Here is a 20,601-nt window from a genome sequence, read left to right on the forward strand (position 1 = left end):
ATATCGGCCAAAATCGCAGCAATAAACGGGACAGTTGACCGATGAACATCCACGAGTATCAGGCGAAAGCACTGCTACGCAGCTACGGCGCCCCGGTGTCGGACGGCCGCGTGGTCCTCAAGGCCGAAGAGGCCAAGACCAAAGCAGGCGAAATGGACGGCCCGCTCTGGGTGGTCAAGGCGCAGATCCACGCAGGCGGTCGCGGCAAGGGCACGTTCAAGGAAGAAAGCGCGGGCGAAGCAGGCGGTGTGCGCCTGACCAAGTCGGTGGAAGAAGCCGCCGAAGAAGCCAAGAAGATGCTGGGCCGCACCCTTGTGACCAAGCAGACAGGCGATGCCGGCAAGCAGGTCAACCGCATCTACATCGAAGACGGCTCGGGAATTGAGACCGAGATGTATCTCGCGATACTGGTGGATCGCCAGACATCCCGCGTTTCGTTTGTCGCTTCCACCGAAGGCGGCATGGACATCGAGGAAGTCGCCGAGAATACGCCTGACAAGATCCTGTCCTTCAGCGTTGATCCCGCCACCGGCTACCAGCCCTTCCACGGCCGCCGCATCGCGTTCAACCTTGGCCTTGAGGGCAAACAGGTTAAGCAATGCGTCACGCTCATGGGTACGCTCTACAAGATGTTCGTCGAAAACGACATGGAGATGCTGGAAATCAACCCGCTGATCGTCACCGACGCGGGCGACCTTAAATGCCTCGACGCCAAGATGAGTTTCGACGGCAACGCGATCTACCGCCATCCCGACATCGCGGAACTGCGCGACACCACCGAAGAAGACCCGAAAGAGCTTGAGGCGTCCAAGTACGACCTCAACTACATCGCTCTGGACGGTGAGATCGGCTGCATGGTGAACGGCGCGGGCCTTGCCATGGCGACCATGGACATCATCAAGCTTTACGGCGCTGAGCCTGCCAACTTCCTCGACGTGGGCGGTGGTGCGACCAAGGAGAAGGTCACTGAGGCGTTCAAGATCATCACCTCCGACCCGCAGGTCAAAGGCATTCTGGTCAACATCTTCGGCGGCATCATGCGCTGCGACGTGATCGCGGAAGGCGTGATCGCGGCGGTGAAAGAGGTCGGCCTCAAGGTGCCGCTGGTGGTGCGTCTCGAAGGCACAAATGTCGAAAAGGGCAAGGAGATCATCCAGAACTCCGGCCTCGACGTGATCGCCGCCGACGACCTCAAGGATGGCGCCCAGAAGATCGTGAAAGCGGTTAAAGGATAATTCGTAGGGTGCGTGATTTCACGCACCTTCCCGGAATGATCGGTGCGTGAAATCACGCACCCTACTCAGGAGAACGCCACATGGCAGTCCTCATCGACGAAAACACCAAAGTGATCTGTCAGGGCCTTACCGGCTCGCAGGGCACGTTCCACACCGAACAGGCCATCGCCTATGGCACCAAGATGGTCGGCGGCGTGACACCGGGCAAGGGCGGGATGACGCATCTTGACCTCCCGGTCTTCAACTCGGTCCACGAGGCCAAGCACCAAACCGGCGCAAACGCCTCCGTGATCTATGTCCCACCCCCCTTCGCTGCCGACTCGATCCTCGAAGCGATCGACGCCGAAATGGAAGTGATCGTCTGCATCACCGAAGGTATCCCGGTGCTCGACATGATGAAGGTCAAGCGCGCGCTGGAAACCTCCAAGTCGCGCCTCATTGGCCCGAATTGTCCCGGTGTCATCACACCCGACGCCTGCAAGATCGGCATCATGCCCGGCCACATCCACCGTCGCGGCAGCGTCGGCGTCGTGTCCCGTTCCGGCACGCTGACCTACGAAGCGGTCAAGCAGACCACCGATGTGGGTCTGGGCCAGTCCACCTGCGTCGGCATCGGCGGCGACCCGATCAAGGGCACCGAGCATATCGACGTGCTGGAATGGTTCCTTGCCGATGACGAGACCGAGAGCATCATCATGATCGGTGAGATCGGTGGCTCTGCCGAGGAAGAAGCGGCGCAGTTCCTGGCCGATGAAAAGAAGAAAGGCCGCTGGAAGCCGACTGCCGGTTTCATCGCAGGCCGCACCGCCCCTCCGGGCCGCCGCATGGGCCACGCCGGTGCGATTGTCGCCGGTGGCAAAGGTGGTGCCGACGACAAGATCGAAGCGATGAAATCCGCTGGCATCGTCGTCGCCGAAAGTCCCGCCGGACTTGGCGAAGCCGTGCTTGAAGCGATCAAGGGTTAAAGACGAGGCCGGGCATCAAGCCCGGCTCAACCACACCAAGGGAGGCTACAGATATGACGATGGATTTCCAGACAGCCGTTCGCACCTGTCTCATGCAAAAATACGCCAGCTTTCAGGGCCGCGCGTCGCGCTCTGAATATTGGTGGTTCTTTCTCGCCTTCCTGATCGGCGCGGTCGTCACCCAGCTTATCTGGTGGGGGCTTTATATCGTGTACGCCCTTGCACTGCTCAGTCCAATGATTGGTGCAGGCTTCCGGCGCTTGCAGGATACCGGGCGTCCGGGATGGTATATCGTCATTCCCTTCGGTCTTGGCCTTCTGACCACACTGTTCGCCCCCGACATGCCGGACCCCGACGCGATGGCGACCGGGCAGATGCCCAACATGGGCAACATGGCGCTTTTCTCGATTCTCGGCTTTGTGCAGTTGATCGTCAGCCTGTTGTTCCTGTGGTGGCTGACGCGCCCGTCACAGCCAGAGACCAACGCCTACGGGCCTCCGCCCACCCAACACTCCTGATTCCGCTCGCCCCCAGAAACCCAAGGTGACGTCATGACCGACCAGAGCCCCAACGATCTTTTCCACGCTTCCAGCTTCATGCAGGGGCACAACGCGGCGTATCTTGAACAGATGTACGCCCGATACGCCAATGACCCCAACGCGGTCGATGAGTCCTGGCAGGCGTTCTTCCGGCAACTGGGCGATGACGACATCAGCGTCAAGAAAGAGGCGACCGGCCCAAGCTGGGCGCGCGCCGACTGGCCGCCACAGCCAAACGATGACCTGACAGCCGCGCTGGATGGTCAATGGCCCGTGGCCCCGGTCGAGGCCAAGGCCGCCGGCGACAAGATCAAGGCCAAGGCGCAGGAAAAGGGCGTCGAGGTCACCGACGACGCGATCCAGCGCGCCGTGCTCGACAGCATTCGCGCGCTGATGATCATCCGCGCCTACCGGATCCGGGGCCACCTTGCCGCCGATCTCGACCCGCTGGGCATGCGCGAACAGACCTCCCATCCGGAACTGGACCCGAAATCCTATGGGTTCACCGAATCCGACATGGACCGCCCGATCTTCATCGACAACGTTCTGGGCCTCCAGATCGCGTCCATGCGCGAGATCCTCGACATCGTGCGCCGCACCTATTGCGGCACCTTCGCGCTTCAGTACATGCACATCTCGGACCCCGAACAGTCCGCGTGGCTCAAGGAACGGATCGAAGGCTACGGCAAGGAAGTTGCCTTCACCCGCGAAGGCCGCAAGGCGATCCTGAACAAGATGGTCGAGGCCGAAGGCTTTGAAAAGTTCTTGCATGTCAAGTACATGGGCACCAAGCGCTTTGGTCTGGATGGCGGAGAAAGCCTGATCCCCGCGATGGAACAGATCATCAAGCGCGGTGGCAACCTGGGCGTGCAGGAAATCGTCATCGGCATGCCGCACCGGGGTCGCTTGTCGGTTCTGGCCAACGTGATGCAGAAACCCTATCGCGCGATCTTCAACGAATTCCAGGGCGGTAGTTTCAAACCCGACGAAGTCGACGGCTCGGGCGATGTGAAATACCACCTTGGCGCGTCCAGTGACCGCGAGTTCGACAAAAACACCGTTCACCTGTCGCTGACAGCCAACCCATCGCACCTCGAAGCGGTGAACCCGGTTGTGCTGGGCAAGGTGCGCGCCAAGCAGGACCAGATGGGCGACACCGAGCGCCGTCAGGTCATGCCCATCCTGCTCCACGGCGACGCGGCCTTTGCCGGTCAGGGTGTGGTTGCGGAATGTTTCGCCCTCTCGGGCCTGCGTGGCCACAAGGCTGGCGGCACCATGCATATCGTGGTGAACAACCAGATCGGCTTTACCACCGCGCCGCACTTCTCGCGGTCGTCACCCTACCCGACGGACAACGCGCTTGTGGTCGAGGCTCCGATCTTCCACGTCAATGGCGACGACCCCGAAGCGGTGGTCCACGCTGCCAAGGTGGCAACCGAGTTCCGTCAGAAATTCGGCAAGGACGTCGTGGTGGACATCTTCTGCTATCGCCGATTTGGTCACAACGAGGGCGATGAACCGATGTTCACCAACCCGTTGATGTACAAGAAGATCAAACAGCAGAAGACCACGCTCTCGCTTTACACTGAACGTCTGGTCAAGGACGGCCTGATCCCCGAAGGCGAAATCGAGGATATGAAGGCGGCGTTCCAAAGCCACCTGAACGAGGAATTCGAGGCCGGGAAGACCTACAAGCCCAACAAGGCCGATTGGCTGGATGGCCGCTGGTCACATCTGGACCGTCAGAAGCAGGGCAAGTACCAGCGCGGCAAGACCTCGATCACGCCCGAAACACTGGCCGAGATCGGAACCGCGCTGACCTCGCCTCCGGACACGTTCGCGCTGCACAAGACCATCACCCGGTTGCTTGAAACGCGCAAAGAGATGTTCGAAACCGGCAAAGGCTTTGATTGGGCGACAGCGGAATCCCTGGCGTTCGGATCGCTTCTTACCGAAGGCTACCCGGTGCGTCTGTCCGGTCAGGACAGCACACGCGGCACGTTCAGCCAACGGCATTCCGGCCTGATCAATCAGGACACCGAAGAACGCTACTACCCGCTCAACCATATCCGAGAAGGCCAGTCGCGCTACGAGGTGATCGATTCCGCCTTGTCGGAATACGCAGTGCTTGGCTTTGAATACGGCTACTCGCTGGCGGAACCGAACGCACTGACCCTATGGGAAGCCCAGTTCGGCGATTTCGCCAATGGCGCGCAGATCATGTTCGACCAGTTCGTGAGCTCGGGCGAAAGCAAATGGCTGCGGATGTCCGGTCTTGTCTGCCTGCTGCCGCACGGGTTCGAAGGTCAGGGGCCGGAACACTCTTCCGCGCGTCTGGAACGCTTTCTGCAAATGTGCGGTCAGGACAACTGGATCGTTGCCAATTGTTCGACCCCGGCCAACTATTTCCACATCCTGCGCCGTCAGCTGCACCGGTCGTTCCGCAAACCGTTGATCCTGATGACACCCAAATCGCTGCTGCGGCACAAGATGGCAGTGTCGAAGGCCGACGAGTTCACAACCGGGTCAAGCTTCCACCGCGTTCTGTGGGACGATGCGCAATATGGCAACTCGGACACCAAACTCGTCGCCGATGACAAGATCAAACGCGTCGTGATGTGTTCGGGCAAAGTCTACTTCGACCTGCTTGAAGAACGCGATGCGCGCGGCATTGACGATGTCTACATCCTGCGCTTCGAACAGTTCTACCCGTTCCCCGCCATCTCTGCCGTCAAGGAACTGGAACGCTTCCCGCAGGCCGAGATGATCTGGTGTCAGGAAGAACCCAAGAACCAGGGCGGATGGACCTTTATGGAACCGAACCTTGAATGGGTCCTGGGACGCATCGGCGCCAAGAACGCGCGTCCGAAATATGTAGGCCGCGCCACGTCCGCCTCACCGGCGACCGGTCTGGCCAGCCAACACAAAGCACAGCAAGCAGCACTCGTTGACGAAGCGCTGACGATCGAAGGGAACTAAAACATGACCACCGAAGTGCGCGTGCCCACCCTGGGCGAATCCGTGACAGAGGCAACGGTTGCCACATGGTTCAAGAAACCGGGCGACAGCGTTGCAATGGATGAAATGCTGTGCGAACTGGAAACCGACAAGGTGACGGTCGAAGTGCCGTCACCCGCGGAAGGCAAGCTGGCCGATATCGTGGCGAACGAAGGCGATACGGTGGGTGTCGATGCGCTTCTGGCCAATATCGCCGAGGCCGGTGAGGCAGGCGCGACCACCCCCGAAAAACGCCCCTCGGAAGAGGCGAAACCCGCGCCGAAAGCGGCCTCGGATGACAGCGGATCGGCGATTGACGTGATGGTGCCGACGCTGGGTGAATCCGTGTCCGAAGCCACCGTTTCGACCTGGTTCAAAAAGGTTGGTGACACCGTCGCGCAGGACGAAATGCTCTGCGAACTGGAAACCGACAAGGTGTCTGTCGAAGTTCCCGCACCTGCCGCCGGTGTTCTGTCCGAAATCATCGCCGCAGAAGGCAGCACCGTTGCAGCCGGTGGCAAGCTTGGGGTGATCGGCGGCAGCGCAGGTGCCGCTGCCTCGGCCAGCGCGCAGGAAACCGCTCCGGCCCCTGCCGCACAACCTGCCAGCTCGGGCAATGCAGATGTGGAACACGCACCATCCGCCAAGAAAGCGATGGCCGAAGCCGGGATTTCCAGCGATCAGGTGCAGGGCTCTGGCCGCGATGGGCGCATCATGAAAGACGATGTCGCCAAGGCGGTCGCCGCCGCGTCAAGCGCTCCGCAGGCACAGGCGGCGGCCCCCGCCGCCCCCCGCGCACCCGTCAGCGCCGATGACGCCTCGCGCGAGGAACGGGTCAAGATGACCCGCCTGCGCCAGACCATCGCGCGCCGCCTCAAGGACGCCCAAAACGCCGCCGCGATCCTGACCACCTATAACGAGGTGGACATGACCGAAACGATGGCGCTGCGCAGCGAATACAAGGATCTCTTCGAGAAGAAACACGGCGTGCGCCTTGGCTTCATGTCCTTCTTCACCAAGGCCTGCTGCCACGCGCTGAAAGAAGTGCCCGAGGTCAATGCCGAGATCGACGGCACCGACATCGTCTACAAGAACTTCGTCCACATGGGCGTCGCCGCGGGCACCCCGCAGGGTCTGGTGGTTCCGGTGATCCGCGATGCCGACCAGATGAGCTTTGCCGAGATCGAAAAGGCCATCGCCGAGAAAGGCCGCCGCGCCCGGGATGGCAAGCTGTCGATGGCGGAAATGCAGGGCGGCACCTTCACCATCTCGAACGGCGGCGTCTACGGCTCTCTGATGTCCTCGCCGATCCTCAACCCGCCGCAATCGGGTATCCTCGGCATGCACAAGATCCAGGACCGCCCGATGGTCATCAACGGCGAGATCAAGATCCGCCCGATGATGTACCTCGCGCTGTCCTATGATCACCGCATCGTCGACGGCAAAGGAGCTGTGACGTTCCTCGTGCGAGTGAAAGAGGCGCTGGAAGACCCGCGTCGGTTGTTGATGGATTTGTAAGGACGGTGCGTGCCAGCACGCACCCTACGGCCTTGTAGGGTGTGTGATCTCACGCACCAATTGGTGCGCCTATGACCCCCGAACTCACCGCCCTCACCCTCGCCGCGCTGCTGCAAGTCCTGCAACTGGCGCTCTATTCCATTGCCGGGCAGAAGCAGGCCGGGACCAAGGCCGCACTCAAGCCCCGCGATAGGGCGATCGAACTCACCGGCAAAGCAGGGCGCCTCAAACGCGCCATGGACAACCATTTCGAAGGGCTGATCCTCTTCGGCATCGCGGTCATGGTCATCACCTATTCCGGCCAGAATACGGACATGACGGCGCTGGCCGCCGCGCTCTACCTGTTGGCCCGCGTTCTTTACATCCCCGCCTATGTCTTCGGCTGGGTGCCTTGGCGGTCGCTGATCTGGGCGATTGGTTTCCTGGCCACGCTCTACCTGTTACTGGCAGCCCTCATGTAGCTTCATCTTGCCCATAAACTCCGGGGGAGTCGCCGGAACGGCGACGGGGGCAGCGCCCCCTTCCCCACCCAATACAAAGGACACCGCACAATGGCACAATACGACGTCATCATTATCGGCTCCGGCCCGGGCGGCTATGTGGCCGCGATCCGCTGTGCGCAGCTGGGCCTGAAAACTGCCTGCGTCGAGGGCCGTGACACTCTGGGCGGCACCTGTCTCAACATCGGCTGCATCCCGTCCAAGGCGCTGTTGCATGCCAGCCATATGTTGCACGAGGCCGAGCACAATTTTGCCAAGATGGGCCTCAAGGGCAAAAGCCCGTCGGTCGACTGGAAACAGATGCTGGCTTACAAGGACGACGTGATCGGCCAGAACACCAAGGGCATCGAATTCCTGTTCAAGAAGAACAAGATCGACTGGCTCAAGGGCTGGGGGTCGATCCCCGAGGCCGGCAAGGTCAAGGTCGGTGACGAGGTACACGAGGCCAAGAACATCATTGTCGCGTCCGGGTCCGAACCGAGCAGCCTGCCGGGCATCGAGATCGACGAGAAGGTCGTCGTGACGTCCACCGGCGCACTGGATCTGCCGAAGATCCCCAAGAAGATGGTGGTGATCGGCGCGGGTGTGATCGGGCTGGAACTGGGGTCGGTCTACAGCCGTCTTGGCACCGAGGTCGAGGTGATCGAATTCCTTGATGCGATCACACCGGGCATGGACGGCGAAGTACAGAAAGCGTTCCAGAAGCTGCTGCAAAAGCAAGGTCTGAGCTTTACCCTTGGGGCTGCGGTACAAAAGGTCGACGCCAGCAAGACCAAGGCGAAGGTCACCTATAAACTGCGCAAGGATGACAGCGAACACACCGTGGATGCGGATGTGGTGCTGGTCTCCACCGGGCGCCGCCCCTACACCGATGGTCTGGGTCTGGACGCGCTGGGGATCGAGATGTCAGATCGCGGTCAGATCAAGACCGACGACCACTGGCAGACCAATGTCAAAGGCGTCTACGCCATCGGCGATTGCATCGACGGTCCGATGCTGGCCCACAAGGCCGAGGACGAAGGCATGGCCTGCGCCGAAGTGATCGCGGGCAAGGCAGGCCATGTGAATTACGGCGTGATTCCGGGGGTGATCTACACCCATCCCGAGGTCGCCAATGTCGGTTTGACCGAAGAACAGCTCAAGGAAGCGGGCCGGAACTACAAGGTCGGCAAGTTCAGCTTTATGGGCAATGGCCGTGCCAAGGCGAACTTTGCGGGTGACGGGTTCGTCAAAATCCTTGCCGACAAGGACACGGACCGCATCCTGGGCGCGCATATCATCGGCCCGATGGCGGGCGATCTGATCCACGAGATTTGCGTGGCCATGGAATTCGGCGCGTCGGCGGAAGATCTGGCGCTGACCTGCCATGCCCACCCGACCTATTCCGAAGCGGTGCGCGAGGCCGCGCTGGCCTGCGGCGACGGTCCCATTCACATGTAAACGGACACGCCAAAGCGGGAAGCCTTTTCGAAAAGGCTTCCTTCAAGCGCGTTTCAACGCGCTTGTTCACGCGGTTTGCAAACCACGTCTCAAGGCCGCTTTGATGGGCCTTTACCGTGTCTGATGATCGAAGCGGCGCCGCCCCTTTCGGGCTGACGGTTCTCTTGAATTCGGGGAAATCCCCGGACCTGTGCCCCTGTTCAGGGCCTTTGAAACCGGTCTCTCATGGTCGGTGCGTCACCACCGGATAAGAGAAACGTCAATTGGATCGCGGTGTGGGAGTGACCCTGTCCGCTCGTTGCGCAACGTGGGGCCAGACTGCCGCGACCGGGTTAAGCATTTGGAAACCGACCGAACGGCGGCGCTTACCAAAGCTTCGGGATCGACCGTTCCTCGTAATCCACATCATAGGCGAGACCGCCAACTTCCCCGGCCGATGCATCGGCAAGGATCTCTCCAACCGTCGGCAAACCCTCGGGCACCGGAGCACCGTCCCAGAGACCGGACCGCATGAGAGCCTTGGCACATTGGGAATACACCTCGACAATTTCGGTCACGATGATCGTCGCAGGTCGACGGGTTTTCTTCTCGAACGAGGCGCGCAGATCGGAATCGTCGGTCAGGAAGGCCCGACCATTCACCCGCACCGTGGTCTTGGTGCCGGGGATCAGGAACAGAAAGGCGATGCGGGGGTCTTCGATGATGTCGCGCAACCCATCCAGCCGGTTGTTGCCCTGCCAATCCGGCAAGAGCAGCGTCTTTGCATCATGGATTCGGACAACCGGATCAATGTCACCGCGCGGCGTGCCATGAGCCCCCCGTGATCCCACCGTCGAGACCACGCAAAATCGGGATGACTCGACCCAGCGACGATAACTTGGGGTCAGATGATCCGTCACCTTGCTCAGCGCTGGTCCCGAAGGCGTGCCATACAGCGCCTCAAGGTCGGTGATCGTCTCAATTCTGCGCAGCATGAAATCCAGCCTCTTCGTTCAGTTTGTTCGACGCAGCCTCGATCCGGGTCTCGAGCTGGGTCAGAAACACATCCCGTGCCAGTCCCGCCGGGATCGGCTCAAGAAATTCGACCACAGCAGTGCCCTGATGGCGATAAATGCCACGTTTGGGCCAGAACAATCCGACATTTGTGGCCACGGGCACGCAGGGCTGTTTGAGCTGTTCATAAAGCACCGCCGTCCCGATCTTGTAAGGGGCCTTGACCCCCGGCGCGATCCGGGTGCCCTGCGGATAGATGATCAGTTGCCCAGGCGTCGCAGCCCCATTGCGCACCGCTTCCACCATCTGCCTGATCGCCGCGCCCCGCTTGCCCCGGTCCACAGGAATACAGCCGATGCGCAGACCGTATTGTCCGACAATGGGAGAATACATCAGGATACGCTTCATGATGAATTTGCCCGCAGGCATCACGGAAAAGACCATGAATACGTCCAGAAAGCTTTGATGCTTGGACGCGACAAGGCATTCATAATCCGGTGGCGTGCCGCGAATTTCGGTCTTGAGGCCGATCATCCAGGGCGCTGCCCAACGCACGAAGTGGCACACGCTCATACACCCGGTCCGCGCCCCTTTGCGCGACACCAGCGCCCAGGGAAACAGAACCAGACCCACAACCGCGATCGACAGATAAACCGCGATGATGAAGACAAGTGACCTGGTCCACTGAATTGCGTATGCCATCAGGCCAATTCCTCCAACACACGACGGGCCGCAAAGCGGGTGGCCACGAAGGCGACAATCCCCGAGAGCGGCGGGATCAGGATCACCCAGACCCATCCCCAGCCCTGAATGGACAGATCCGTCAGAAACCCGGCTGTGTCGCTTCCGGTCGGGATCAGGAACAAGGCGATGATCCCGGCCAGCGTCCCGAACGCCGCACCGGTCAACGCCCGCAGGGCAAAACGTCGGACAAAGGCACTGGCGATATAGGTGTCCTTGGCCCCGACCAGCCGCAATACGGCAATCACCTGCGCATTCGCCGCAAGCGCCGCATTCGCGGCCAGCGTGACCATCGCCGCCGTGGCTGTGGCGATCAGCAGGATAGAGACCCAGCCCAGCAAACGAAGCCGCGCCGCCGCCTCGATCAGCGGACGCCGCCAGCGAGCATGGTCATCCAGCACCGCGGCAGGGGCTTCGGCGGCAAGGCGCAGTCGGAGGCCGGCGGAATCATACCCATCATCCGTTTCGACAATGTCGATCAGTTGCGGCAGGGGCAGATCCTCGATCGGAAGATCGGAGCCGAACCACGGGGTCAAAAGCGCCCTTTGTTCGTCAAGTGTCAGGGCCCGTGCATCGACAATGCCCGGCGTCGTGCGCAGAACGCGCAACGCGGCTTCGGTCTGGGTTGCCACCTCACCAGCCGGCGCGGAAATGCGCACGGTCGACGATTGCGCAAGCTCTTCCCCCCACCGATCCGCCACGCGCCCTGCGGCCAGCGACAAGGCCAGCGCAAAGACTGCGAGGAACGCCATGGCAAACGCGCTGAACAGGGTCAGCCGAGCTGTGAACCCGGTGGGCGGGACAACGCGATCCGACTTTTCGTCGAATTGCAGCATTTTGGCCGTTGTGCGCAGGTCAAAGGTCACAGGTCAGCCCCTGCCATTTGCAGACGCCGGTTGGAAATCCGCAGAACCCGCGTCTGAACCTGCGCCTTTGCCGCGCGGATCAGGCCAAGGTCATGGGTCGCGATCAGGATCGTCTTGCCCATGCGGTTCAGCTCGACCAACAGGGTCAGCAGGCGCTGGGACATTTCCCAGTCGATATTGCCGGTGGGTTCATCCGCCAGAATGACATCGGGTGACATGATCACTGCCCGGGCCAGCGCCGCACGCTGGCGTTCACCACCCGACAGCTCTGGCGGAAAGGCATCCGCGCGCGACGTCAGCCCAACCCATGCGAGAAGCTCCTTGAGGTTGGCATCCGCGCCGTTTGCATCCTGTCCGGACACCGCCAGAGGCAGGGCGACGTTTTCGGTCACCGGCAGATGGTCGAGGAACTGACAATCCTGGTGGACGACACCGATCTTGCGCCGCAACAGCGCCACGTCATCCCGACCCAGACCGCGCACATCCCGATCAAAAAGCCGCACATGCCCCGCCGTCGCCTGAAGCGCGCCGTAGCACAGTTTGAGAAACGTGGTCTTGCCCGATCCCGATGGCCCCGTCAGGAAATGAAATGACCCCGGCGGCACTGTCAAAGTCATGTCCGTGAGCAATTCGCCACCGCCATAACTGTAGGCCACATTTTCCAACTCGATCACGGCGGTCTTGTCCCTGCCACTTGTTCCGCGTTGTTGTGCCTGAGCATCGTGCCGGTTTCAATGCGGCGGAGGGTTAACAATAGGCTTTTACAAGCGGAAAGGCCCGCTTATGGTGCATTTCAAACGGTGAGCAAAGGGGTTGGCCGCAAAATCAAGGCCAACTGGATAGGGGCAACAGGCAATATGCGGCTGACATGTCCAAGCTGCGGGGCACAATACGAAGTCCCCGATGACGTCATTCCCGACGACGGACGGGACGTTCAGTGTTCCAATTGCGGCAACACCTGGTTTCAGGCGCCTGACACCAGCAACACCCCCGAAGCAATGGCGGCAGCGGCCGCAGCCCCCAAAGATGCCGTGTGGCATCCCGAAGTCGAAAGCGACATCGCGGACCGGCCCTCGGTCAATCAAAAGCCGACGCCCGGCAGCACACCACCCCCGGCCCCTCCCAAGCGCCGCGAGCTAGACCCGTCGATCGCCGACATCCTGCGCGAAGAGGCCGAACATGAAACCCGCAGCCGCGAGGCCGAAGCGGGATCGCTTGAAGAACAACCCGAGCTTGGCCTGCAAGAGCCCGAGGACGAGGCCGCAAAACGCGCGCGGCAAGCACAGGACCGCATGCGCAAGCTGCGAGGAGAGAACCCCGAGGCCGCAGCAGCCGCCGCCGCAGCATCGGCTGTCACCGACCGCCCGAAATCGCGCGGCGATATGCTCCCGGATGTGGAAGAGATCAACCAGACGCTGCGTGCATCAACCGAACGGCGCGAGGTCCGCACGGTTCAGGCAGACCTTGATGATGACGATGATACGTCCGGCGGGTTTGGGCGCGGCTTTGTCTTTACACTTTTGATCTTCGCCATCGCTGCGGCGATCTATGTGTTTGCGCCGCAACTGGCGGATACCATTCCGCAACTCAAGGCGCCGCTTGACACTTTTGTGCAGTTGATCGACCAGCTGCGCGCATGGCTCGATGTGCAAATCGCCTCGATTATGGGGATGATCAGCGGCGGTGCGACAGAGCCCCCCGCACCCGACGGAACCTGAAACGCCTTCAATACGGACCGCCTGACATTTAACCGATGATGTGATAGGCAATGGCCAGGTTGCAATGTGGACCTATGCGTGATGCAGGTCTGGCCCTAACGTGTGTCCTGCGTTCTGATCAAGATGGCCCCGCCAGAGCAAGACATGCGTCCGGCCCATTTTGATTCTCAGACGGAGGTGACACCCATGGACGGTACATTGTCCCAGAACGATCTCAGCCGCGTGGTCGAAGCCGACCGCGCCCATGTGTGGCATCACCTTATCCAGCACAAGCCGTTTGAGACGAACGATCCCCGGATCATCGTCGAAGGCAAAGGCATGCGGGTCTGGGACCAGAAGGGCAAAGAGCACCTTGATGCCGTGTCCGGTGGCGTCTGGACGGTCAACGTCGGCTATGGCCGTGAAAGCATCGCCAAGGCGGTTTATGACCAGTTGCTGAAACTGAATTATTTCGCCGGGTCCGCCGGGTCGATCCCCGGTGCGCTGTTTTCGGAAAAGCTGATCTCGAAAATGCCGGGCATGACGCGGGTCTATTACACCAATTCCGGGTCCGAGGCGAACGAGAAGGCCTTCAAGATGGTCCGCCAGATCGCGCACAAGCGTTATGGCGGCACCAAGCACAAGATCCTTTACCGCGACCGCGATTACCACGGCACCACCATCGGCTGTCTGTCGGCTGGCGGTCAGGACGAACGCAACGCGCAGTACGGGCCATTCACTCCGGGATTCGTGCGCGTACCGCATTGTCTTGAGTACCGCGCTGGCGATCAGGGTGCCCCGACCGAGAATTACGGCGAATGGGCCGCCGATCAGATCGAAGCGGTGATCCTGCGCGAAGGCCCGGATACCGTGGGCGCGCTGTGTCTTGAGCCGGTCACAGCGGGCGGCGGCGTGATCACCCCGCCGCAGGGCTACTGGGACCGCGTGCAGGAGATTTGCCGCAAGTATGACATCCTGCTGCATATCGACGAAGTGGTCTGCGGCGTCGGCCGCACCGGCACATGGTTCGGCTACCAGCATTACGGCGTGCAGCCCGACATGGTGACGATGGCCAAAGGTGTGGCGTCTGGTTATGCCGCGATTGCGTGCCTCGTGACCACCGAGGATGTATTCTCGATGTTCAAGGACGATGCAGACGATCCGATGAACTATTTCCGCGATATTTCGACCTTTGGCGGCTGTACGGCTGGCCCGGCAGCGGCGCTGGAAAACATGCGGATTATCGAAGACGAAGACCTGCTCGAGAACACCACGGCGATGGGCCACTACATGCTCGACCAGCTTCATGCGCTGGCCGACAAGCACAGCGTGATCGGTGATGTGCGCGGCAAGGGTTTGTTCCTTGGGGCCGAACTGGTCGAAGACCGCGAAACCCGCACACCGATGGCGGAAAAGCGGGTGCAGAAGGTTGTGGGCGACTGCATGCAGCAGGGCATCATCATTGGCGCGACCAACCGGTCGCTGCCCGGCATGAACAACACCCTGTGTTTCAGCCCCGCGCTGATTGCCACCAAGGACGACATCGACCAGATCATCGCCTCTGTCGACGAAGCCCTGGGCCGCGAATTTGGGTGACTGATCCATTGATCACGGGCCAGCGCAGCAATGCGCTGGGCCAACCCGTCGGGTTACCTCTGTCCGATCCATCTTCGCGCGCTTTTCCTCCACGCGCGGAGATGGTCGGACGCTATTGTTCGGTCGTGCCCTTGACCATGGACCATGCCGACGATCTGTATGCGGCCTTCCGACAGGATACAGAGGATCGTATCTGGACCTACCTTCCCAACGGTCCCTATCACGACCCCGGAACGTTTCGCGCCTGGGTCGAACAGGCCATTGTCATGGACGATCCGCTGATGCACGCGATTGTCGTGGACGGGCGCGCTCTGGGTCATGCCAGTTACCTGCGGATCGCGCCGGCAAGCGCCTGCATCGAGGTGGGGTTCATCAACCTGTCCCCTGCGTTGCAACGCACCCGGTCTGCGACCGAGTTCCAGTTTCTGATGATGGCACGCGCCTTTGATGATCTGGGCTATCGCCGTTATGAATGGAAATGCGACGCCCTGAACGCGCCCTCGCGCAAAGCGGCAGAGCGGTTGGGGTTCACCTATGAAGGCACGTTTCGGCAGGCCACGCATTACAAGGGTCGCAACCGCGATACCGCCTGGTTTTCGATCATCGACAGCGAATGGCCGGACCTGAAGGCGCGTTTCACCCGCTGGCTGTCACCCGAGAATTTCGACGAACACGGGATGCAAAGGCAATCCCTGTCCGTTCTCTGACTGCCCCAACCACACCACCAGAGATGCCTCGAAATGAGGCGACGCCAAAGGCGGGTTGTTGCCTTGGAGTCAATTCCTGAAGAAATTGGCAAGCACCTCTGCAATATGTGCAATGGTATTTTCTGCAATATAGGTTATTAGAAGCCAATGTTAGCGCTATCGCAACCTTTGACCCGACTTTGGAACGCCGCTGGATGACCATGAAAACCGACATTTTGAACCGCCTGAAATATTCGTTGGGCAAAGACGCCGAAAATGCCTCGACCTATGACTGGCGCATCGCGATTTCGCTCGTCCTGCGCGACGAGATGGTCGAAACGTGGTTCCGATCGACAAAGGCCACCTACGAAGCCTCGCCAAAGCGGGTTTATTACCTGTCGATGGAATTCCTCATCGGGCGGCTGATCGAGGACATGATCGCAAACCTGCGAATGGAAGACACGGTCAAGGCGGCGATTGCCGAACTGGGTCAGGATTACGACACCATCGTCCATGACGAACCGGACGCAGCGTTGGGCAATGGCGGGCTTGGGCGTCTGGCCGCGTGTTTCATGGATTCGCTGGCCACGCTCGGCATTCCCGCTTTTGGCTATGGCATCCGCTATGAACACGGATTGTTCGAGCAAAGCTTTGCGCAGGGGCAGCAGGTCGAAAAGCCCGAAACATGGCTGACCCAGCGCCATGCGTGGGAATTCGAACGCCCCGAAGCACGGTACCGCATCGGGTTCGGCGGGCATGTTGAACACCACGAGGGCAAGGCCCATTGGCATCCCGGTGAGGTCGTGATGGCAACGGCCCATGACACGCCCGTTGTGGGGTGGAAAGGTGAGTGGGGCAACACGCTGCGCCTTTGGTCGGCGGAGCCCGCCAAGGAGTTCGACCTCGAAAGCTTTAACAGGGGTGACTACCTTGCCGCCGGGCGGTCCGAGGCGTTGGCGCGCACGATCAGTCGTGTCCTGTACCCAGACGACACCACCGAAAGCGGCAAGGAACTGCGCCTCAAGCAGGAATATTTCTTCACCGCCGCGTCGATCATGGACCTGCTGCGCCGCTACCTGAATGATCACGACGACATCCGCGCCCTGCCCAATTACGTGGCGATCCAGCTCAACGACACGCACCCGGCCATTGCCGGACCTGAACTGGTGCGGATAATGGTGGATGAGCACGACATCCCGATGGACGAGGCAATTCCGCTCGCGCGCAAATGTCTGGCCTACACCAACCATACGCTGCTTCCCGAAGCGCTGGAACGGTGGAGCGAGCATTTGATGGGCCGTATCCTGCCCCGTCATATTGAAATCATCCGCGCCATCGAACATGCCCACCAGACCGAATTTCCCGACAGCCCGCGCATTCTTGACCACGGCGACGTGCGCATGGGGGAACTGGCCTTCATCATGGCGCACAAGGTCAATGGCGTCTCGGCGCTGCACACCGAACTGGTCAAGGAAACGGTGTTTGCCGACCTGCACCGCATTCACCCGACCCGGATCATCAACCAGACCAACGGCATCACCCCGCGCCGCTGGCTTTATGGCTGTAACCCGTCGTTGCGCCATCTGATCACTGACACCATCGGTGAAGGCTGGGTATCAGATCTGGAACAGCTATCTGCGCTCAAGCCCAAGCGCGACGATGCCGCGTTCATCGAGGCGTTCACCGCGTCCAAGCGCAAGAACAAGGTCAACCTGTCGAACTGGATCGGTCAGTCAATGGGCGTCAGCCTTGACCCCGACGCGATGTTCGACGTGCAGATCAAGCGCATCCACGAATATAAACGCCAGTTGATGAACCTTCTGGAGACCGTCGCGCTGTGGAATGACATGCGCGACAATCCCAACGCCGACTGGACCCCGCGCGTCAAGATTTTCGGCGGCAAGGCGGCACCCGGCTATTTCGTGGCCAAGGACATCATCCGCCTGATCAACGACGTGGCAGCGGTGATCAATGCTGACGAGGTGACGGGCGACAAGCTCAAGATCGTGTATCCCCCGAACTACAACGTCACGATGGCCGAACGGCTGATCCCGGCGGCGGATCTCTCGGAACAGATCTCGACTGCGGGCAAGGAAGCGTCGGGAACCGGCAACATGAAATTCGCCCTGAACGGCGCGCTGACAATCGGCACGCTGGACGGTGCAAACGTGGAAATCCGCGAACATGTGGGAACCGAGAATTTCTTCCTGTTCGGTCTGACCGCGCAGGAGGTGATGGAGCGCCGCACCCATCACGGTTTCGCCCGCGCCGCAATCGAGGCCAGCCCGCGCCTGCAACGTGTGTTGGGCCAGATCGCCGAAGGACGTTTTGCACCACATGACCCAAGCCGCTATCATGGCCTTGTGGGAATGCTTTATGATCATGACTATTTCCTCGTGACCTGTGATTTCGACAGCTATTTCGACACGCAGCGTCGCGCGGACAGGGCTTATCAAAACCCGCAGAACTGGGCGGCAATGGCGCTTGCCAACACGGCCAGCATGGGGTGGTTCTCGTCCGACCGCACGATCCGTGGCTATGCTCGTGACATCTGGGGCGCCGAGAGCGTATCGCGCCCAAAGCTTGAGAAATCCGCATGAATGAGAGTTCAGACCTGATCGACAGCGCCACGGCGTCCACCCTATCCAACGGGCGGCACGGCGATCCGTTTTCCGTTCTCGGGTTGCACGAGGTTGACGGCAAGCTGGTGCTGCGCGCCATGCGCCCCGAAGCAGATACGGTTGAGGTTCTGGACACCAAGACAGGCCGCAAGATTGCGGCTTTGGACCGGGTCGATGGGGGTGACGGTCTTTTTGCCGGTGTGATCCCGCGCCGCAAGAAGCGCTTTGACTACACGCTGCGCATGACGCGGGGCGCAGAACGCTGGGAAGAGCAGGACGCCTATGCGTTTGGTCCCAAGCTGGGCGATCTCGACGAATACCTTCTGGGCGAAGGCACGCATAACCGGCTTTGGGATGCCTTGGGCGCGCATGTCTGCACACATGAAGGTGTGGCAGGCACACATTTTGCCGTATGGGCGCCAAATGCGTCGCGCGTGTCGGTTGTGGGGAATTTCAACGGGTGGGATGGCCGCCGTCATGTCATGCGCCGTCGCGGTGCGACAGGTGTCCACGAGATTTTCCTGCCGGGGCTGGGTGACGGCACGGCCTACAAGTACGAAATTCTGGATGGGGCCGGCAACCTGCTGCCGCTCAAGGCCGACCCGGTGGGGTTTGGCGCGGAACTGCCACCCAAGACCGCTTCCGTCGTGCGGGATCTGGACGGCTACGAGTGGTCCGATGCGGGGTGGCTCAAGGCGCGTGGCACAAAGCAAAGGTTCGACCAGCCGATCTCGATCTACGAGGTGCATCTGGAAAGCTGGCGGCGCGTCCCGGAAGAAGGCAACCGGTCGCTGACTTACCTCGAACTGGCGGAGTCGCTGGTCGGCTATGCCAAGGACATGGGATTTACCCATATCGAACTCACGCCGGTATCGGAATATCCGTTTGGCGGTTCTTGGGGGTATCAGCCGGTGGGCCTTTTTGCGCCGACCTCGCGATTTGGCACACCGCAAGAGTTTCGCGCCTTTGTCGACGCCTGCCATGCTGCGGGTCTGGGCCTGATCATCGACTGGGTGCCGGGGCATTTCCCGACCGACCAGCATGGGCTGGGTCAATTCGATGGATCGCCGCTTTATGAACATGCCGATCCAAAGGAAGGGTTTCATCCCGACTGGAACACGCTGGTCTACAACTATGGCAGGACGGAGGTGCTGAACTTCCTGATCGCAAACGCGAAATTCTGGTTCGAGGAATACCATATCGACGGGCTGCGGGTGGATGCCGTGGCCTCGATGCTCTACCGCGATTATTCGCGCAAGCAAGGTGAATGGGTGCCCAACAAGGATGGCGGGCGTGAAAACCTTGAAGCCATCGCCTTCATGCAGCGGATGAACGAGGTGGTCTATTCCGCCGATGACAGCATCCTGACGGCCGCCGAGGAAAGCACCGCTTTTCCGGGTGTCAGCGCACCGACCAGCGGGGGTGGTCTTGGGTTCGGCTTCAAGTGGAACATGGGGTGGATGAACGACACCCTCCGATACATGGCCGAAGACCCGATCAACCGGAAATACCATCACGACAAGATGACGTTCGGGCTGCATTACGCGTTTTCGGAAAACTTCATCCTGCCGATTTCCCATGACGAAGTGGTGCATGGAAAAGGGTCGCTTCTGGGCAAGATGCCGGGCGATGACTGGCAGCGGTTCGCCAATCTGCGCGCCTATTTGGGGTTCATGTGGGGCCATCCGGGCAAGAAGCTGTTGTTCATGGGATGCGAGTTTGCGCAAGGCGGTGAATGGAACAACGAGACCAGCCTTGACTGGCATCTGTTGGAATATGCGCCGCATCAGGGGATGCAGAACCTCGTGCGGGATTTGAACGCGCTCTATCGGGAAACCCCGGCGCTTTACCAGAAAGACAGCTCTGAAGACGGTTTCCGCTGGATCGACGGCGGCAATGCGGCGGACTCGGTGTTCTCCTGGGTCCGCTATGGCAAGGACGGCACACAGCCGGTTCTGGTTGTCGCAAACTTCACGCCCATTCCGCGCACCGGCTTTCGCATCGGCGTTCCCGAGGCCGGACATTGGGATGAAAAGCTGAATTCGGACGCTGCGATCTACGGCGGCACCGATACCGGAACGGCCGGCGGTGCGAGGTCCGAAGACGTTTCGATGCACGGCTGCCCATATTCGATCGAGATAACCGTACCGCCATTGGCGACCGTGTATTTTCAGTTGGCCAAAAACTGACGGACACGGGTTTAGGGG

General features: G+C 60.6%; 16 protein-coding genes. 12 read left to right on the plus strand and 4 right to left on the minus strand.

The annotated features are described in order from the left end of the window. Positions 1-41 precede the first annotated feature (41 nt). From sucC to lpdA, 7 genes are all read left to right on the plus strand, one after another. The gene (gene sucC / locus ACTIEN_RS01520) at positions 42-1,235 is read left to right on the plus strand and encodes an ADP-forming succinate--CoA ligase subunit beta (RefSeq protein WP_439521337.1); all 1,194 of its coding nucleotides are present in this window, start codon (positions 42-44) and stop codon (positions 1,233-1,235) included. An 80-nt stretch (positions 1,236-1,315) separates the two neighbouring features. Next, entirely contained in the window at positions 1,316-2,200 is an 885-nt protein-coding gene (gene sucD, locus ACTIEN_RS01525; RefSeq protein WP_439521338.1) for a succinate--CoA ligase subunit alpha, read from the plus strand. Positions 2,201-2,253: 53 nt separating this feature from the next. After that, the gene (locus ACTIEN_RS01530; RefSeq protein ID WP_439521339.1) at positions 2,254-2,718 is read left to right on the plus strand and encodes a DUF805 domain-containing protein; all 465 of its coding nucleotides are present in this window, start codon (positions 2,254-2,256) and stop codon (positions 2,716-2,718) included. Between the two features lie 33 nt (positions 2,719-2,751). Beyond that, positions 2,752-5,718 (plus strand): 2-oxoglutarate dehydrogenase E1 component, encoded by a 2,967-nt coding sequence (locus ACTIEN_RS01535; RefSeq protein WP_439521340.1) that lies wholly within the window; start codon positions 2,752-2,754, stop codon positions 5,716-5,718. 3 nt (positions 5,719-5,721) lie between these two features. Continuing rightward, positions 5,722-7,254, plus strand: coding sequence for a 2-oxoglutarate dehydrogenase complex dihydrolipoyllysine-residue succinyltransferase (gene odhB / locus ACTIEN_RS01540; RefSeq protein ID WP_439521341.1), 1,533 nt, complete (start codon positions 5,722-5,724; stop codon positions 7,252-7,254). A 71-nt stretch (positions 7,255-7,325) separates the two neighbouring features. Next, positions 7,326-7,715 carry an MAPEG family protein gene (locus ACTIEN_RS01545; RefSeq protein ID WP_439521342.1) on the plus strand — a complete coding sequence of 130 codons (390 nt, stop codon included), beginning with the start codon at positions 7,326-7,328 and terminating at the stop codon, positions 7,713-7,715. Between the two features lie 90 nt (positions 7,716-7,805). Then, positions 7,806-9,194: a dihydrolipoyl dehydrogenase gene (gene lpdA, locus ACTIEN_RS01550; RefSeq protein ID WP_439521343.1), complete on the plus strand. Its 1,389-nt coding sequence runs from the start codon at positions 7,806-7,808 to the stop codon at positions 9,192-9,194. A gap of 365 nt (positions 9,195-9,559) precedes the next feature. Here the strand turns inward: lpdA and ACTIEN_RS01555 are convergent, their stop codons facing one another. From ACTIEN_RS01555 to ACTIEN_RS01570, 4 genes are read right to left on the minus strand one after another with little or no spacing between them, the layout of a single operon-like run. After that, positions 9,560-10,168, minus strand: coding sequence for an MSMEG_1061 family FMN-dependent PPOX-type flavoprotein (locus tag ACTIEN_RS01555; protein ID WP_439521344.1), 609 nt, complete (start codon positions 10,166-10,168; stop codon positions 9,560-9,562). Next, on the minus strand, positions 10,152-10,889 hold the full coding sequence (locus tag ACTIEN_RS01560) for a lysophospholipid acyltransferase family protein (RefSeq protein WP_439521345.1): 738 nt from the start codon (positions 10,887-10,889) through the stop codon (positions 10,152-10,154). Before ACTIEN_RS01560 ends, ACTIEN_RS01555 begins: the two co-directional genes overlap by 17 nt. After that, positions 10,889-11,764: a cell division protein FtsX gene (locus tag ACTIEN_RS01565; protein WP_439521587.1), complete on the minus strand. Its 876-nt coding sequence runs from the start codon at positions 11,762-11,764 to the stop codon at positions 10,889-10,891. The genes ACTIEN_RS01560 and ACTIEN_RS01565 overlap by 1 nt, the downstream gene beginning before the upstream one ends. A gap of 26 nt (positions 11,765-11,790) precedes the next feature. Beyond that, positions 11,791-12,468, minus strand: a complete 678-nt coding sequence (locus ACTIEN_RS01570; RefSeq protein ID WP_439521346.1) for a cell division ATP-binding protein FtsE — start codon at positions 12,466-12,468, stop codon at positions 11,791-11,793. Between the two features lie 183 nt (positions 12,469-12,651). Between ACTIEN_RS01570 and ACTIEN_RS01575 the strand changes: the two genes are divergently transcribed. The 5 genes from ACTIEN_RS01575 to glgB all read left to right on the plus strand — a co-directional run bounded on the left by ACTIEN_RS01575 (position 12,652) and on the right by glgB (position 20,583). After that, positions 12,652-13,512 (plus strand): zinc-ribbon domain-containing protein, encoded by an 861-nt coding sequence (locus ACTIEN_RS01575; protein ID WP_439521347.1) that lies wholly within the window; start codon positions 12,652-12,654, stop codon positions 13,510-13,512. Between the two features lie 186 nt (positions 13,513-13,698). Continuing rightward, the gene (locus ACTIEN_RS01580; RefSeq protein WP_439521348.1) at positions 13,699-15,087 is read left to right on the plus strand and encodes an aminotransferase family protein; all 1,389 of its coding nucleotides are present in this window, start codon (positions 13,699-13,701) and stop codon (positions 15,085-15,087) included. After that, entirely contained in the window at positions 15,084-15,794 is a 711-nt protein-coding gene (locus ACTIEN_RS01585; RefSeq protein ID WP_439521349.1) for a GNAT family N-acetyltransferase, read from the plus strand. Before ACTIEN_RS01580 ends, ACTIEN_RS01585 begins: the two co-directional genes overlap by 4 nt. Before the next feature lie 200 nt (positions 15,795-15,994). After that, the gene (locus ACTIEN_RS01590) at positions 15,995-18,373 is read left to right on the plus strand and encodes a glycogen/starch/alpha-glucan phosphorylase (RefSeq protein WP_439521588.1); all 2,379 of its coding nucleotides are present in this window, start codon (positions 15,995-15,997) and stop codon (positions 18,371-18,373) included. After that, positions 18,370-20,583 carry a 1,4-alpha-glucan branching protein GlgB gene (gene glgB / locus ACTIEN_RS01595; RefSeq protein ID WP_439521350.1) on the plus strand — a complete coding sequence of 738 codons (2,214 nt, stop codon included), beginning with the start codon at positions 18,370-18,372 and terminating at the stop codon, positions 20,581-20,583. Before ACTIEN_RS01590 ends, glgB begins: the two co-directional genes overlap by 4 nt. Positions 20,584-20,601: the final 18 nt, after the last annotated feature.

The sequence above is a fragment of the Marivita sp. genome, from assembly GCF_051859345.1.
In the GTDB taxonomy this organism is placed as follows: Bacteria; Pseudomonadota; Alphaproteobacteria; order Rhodobacterales; family Rhodobacteraceae; genus Marivita.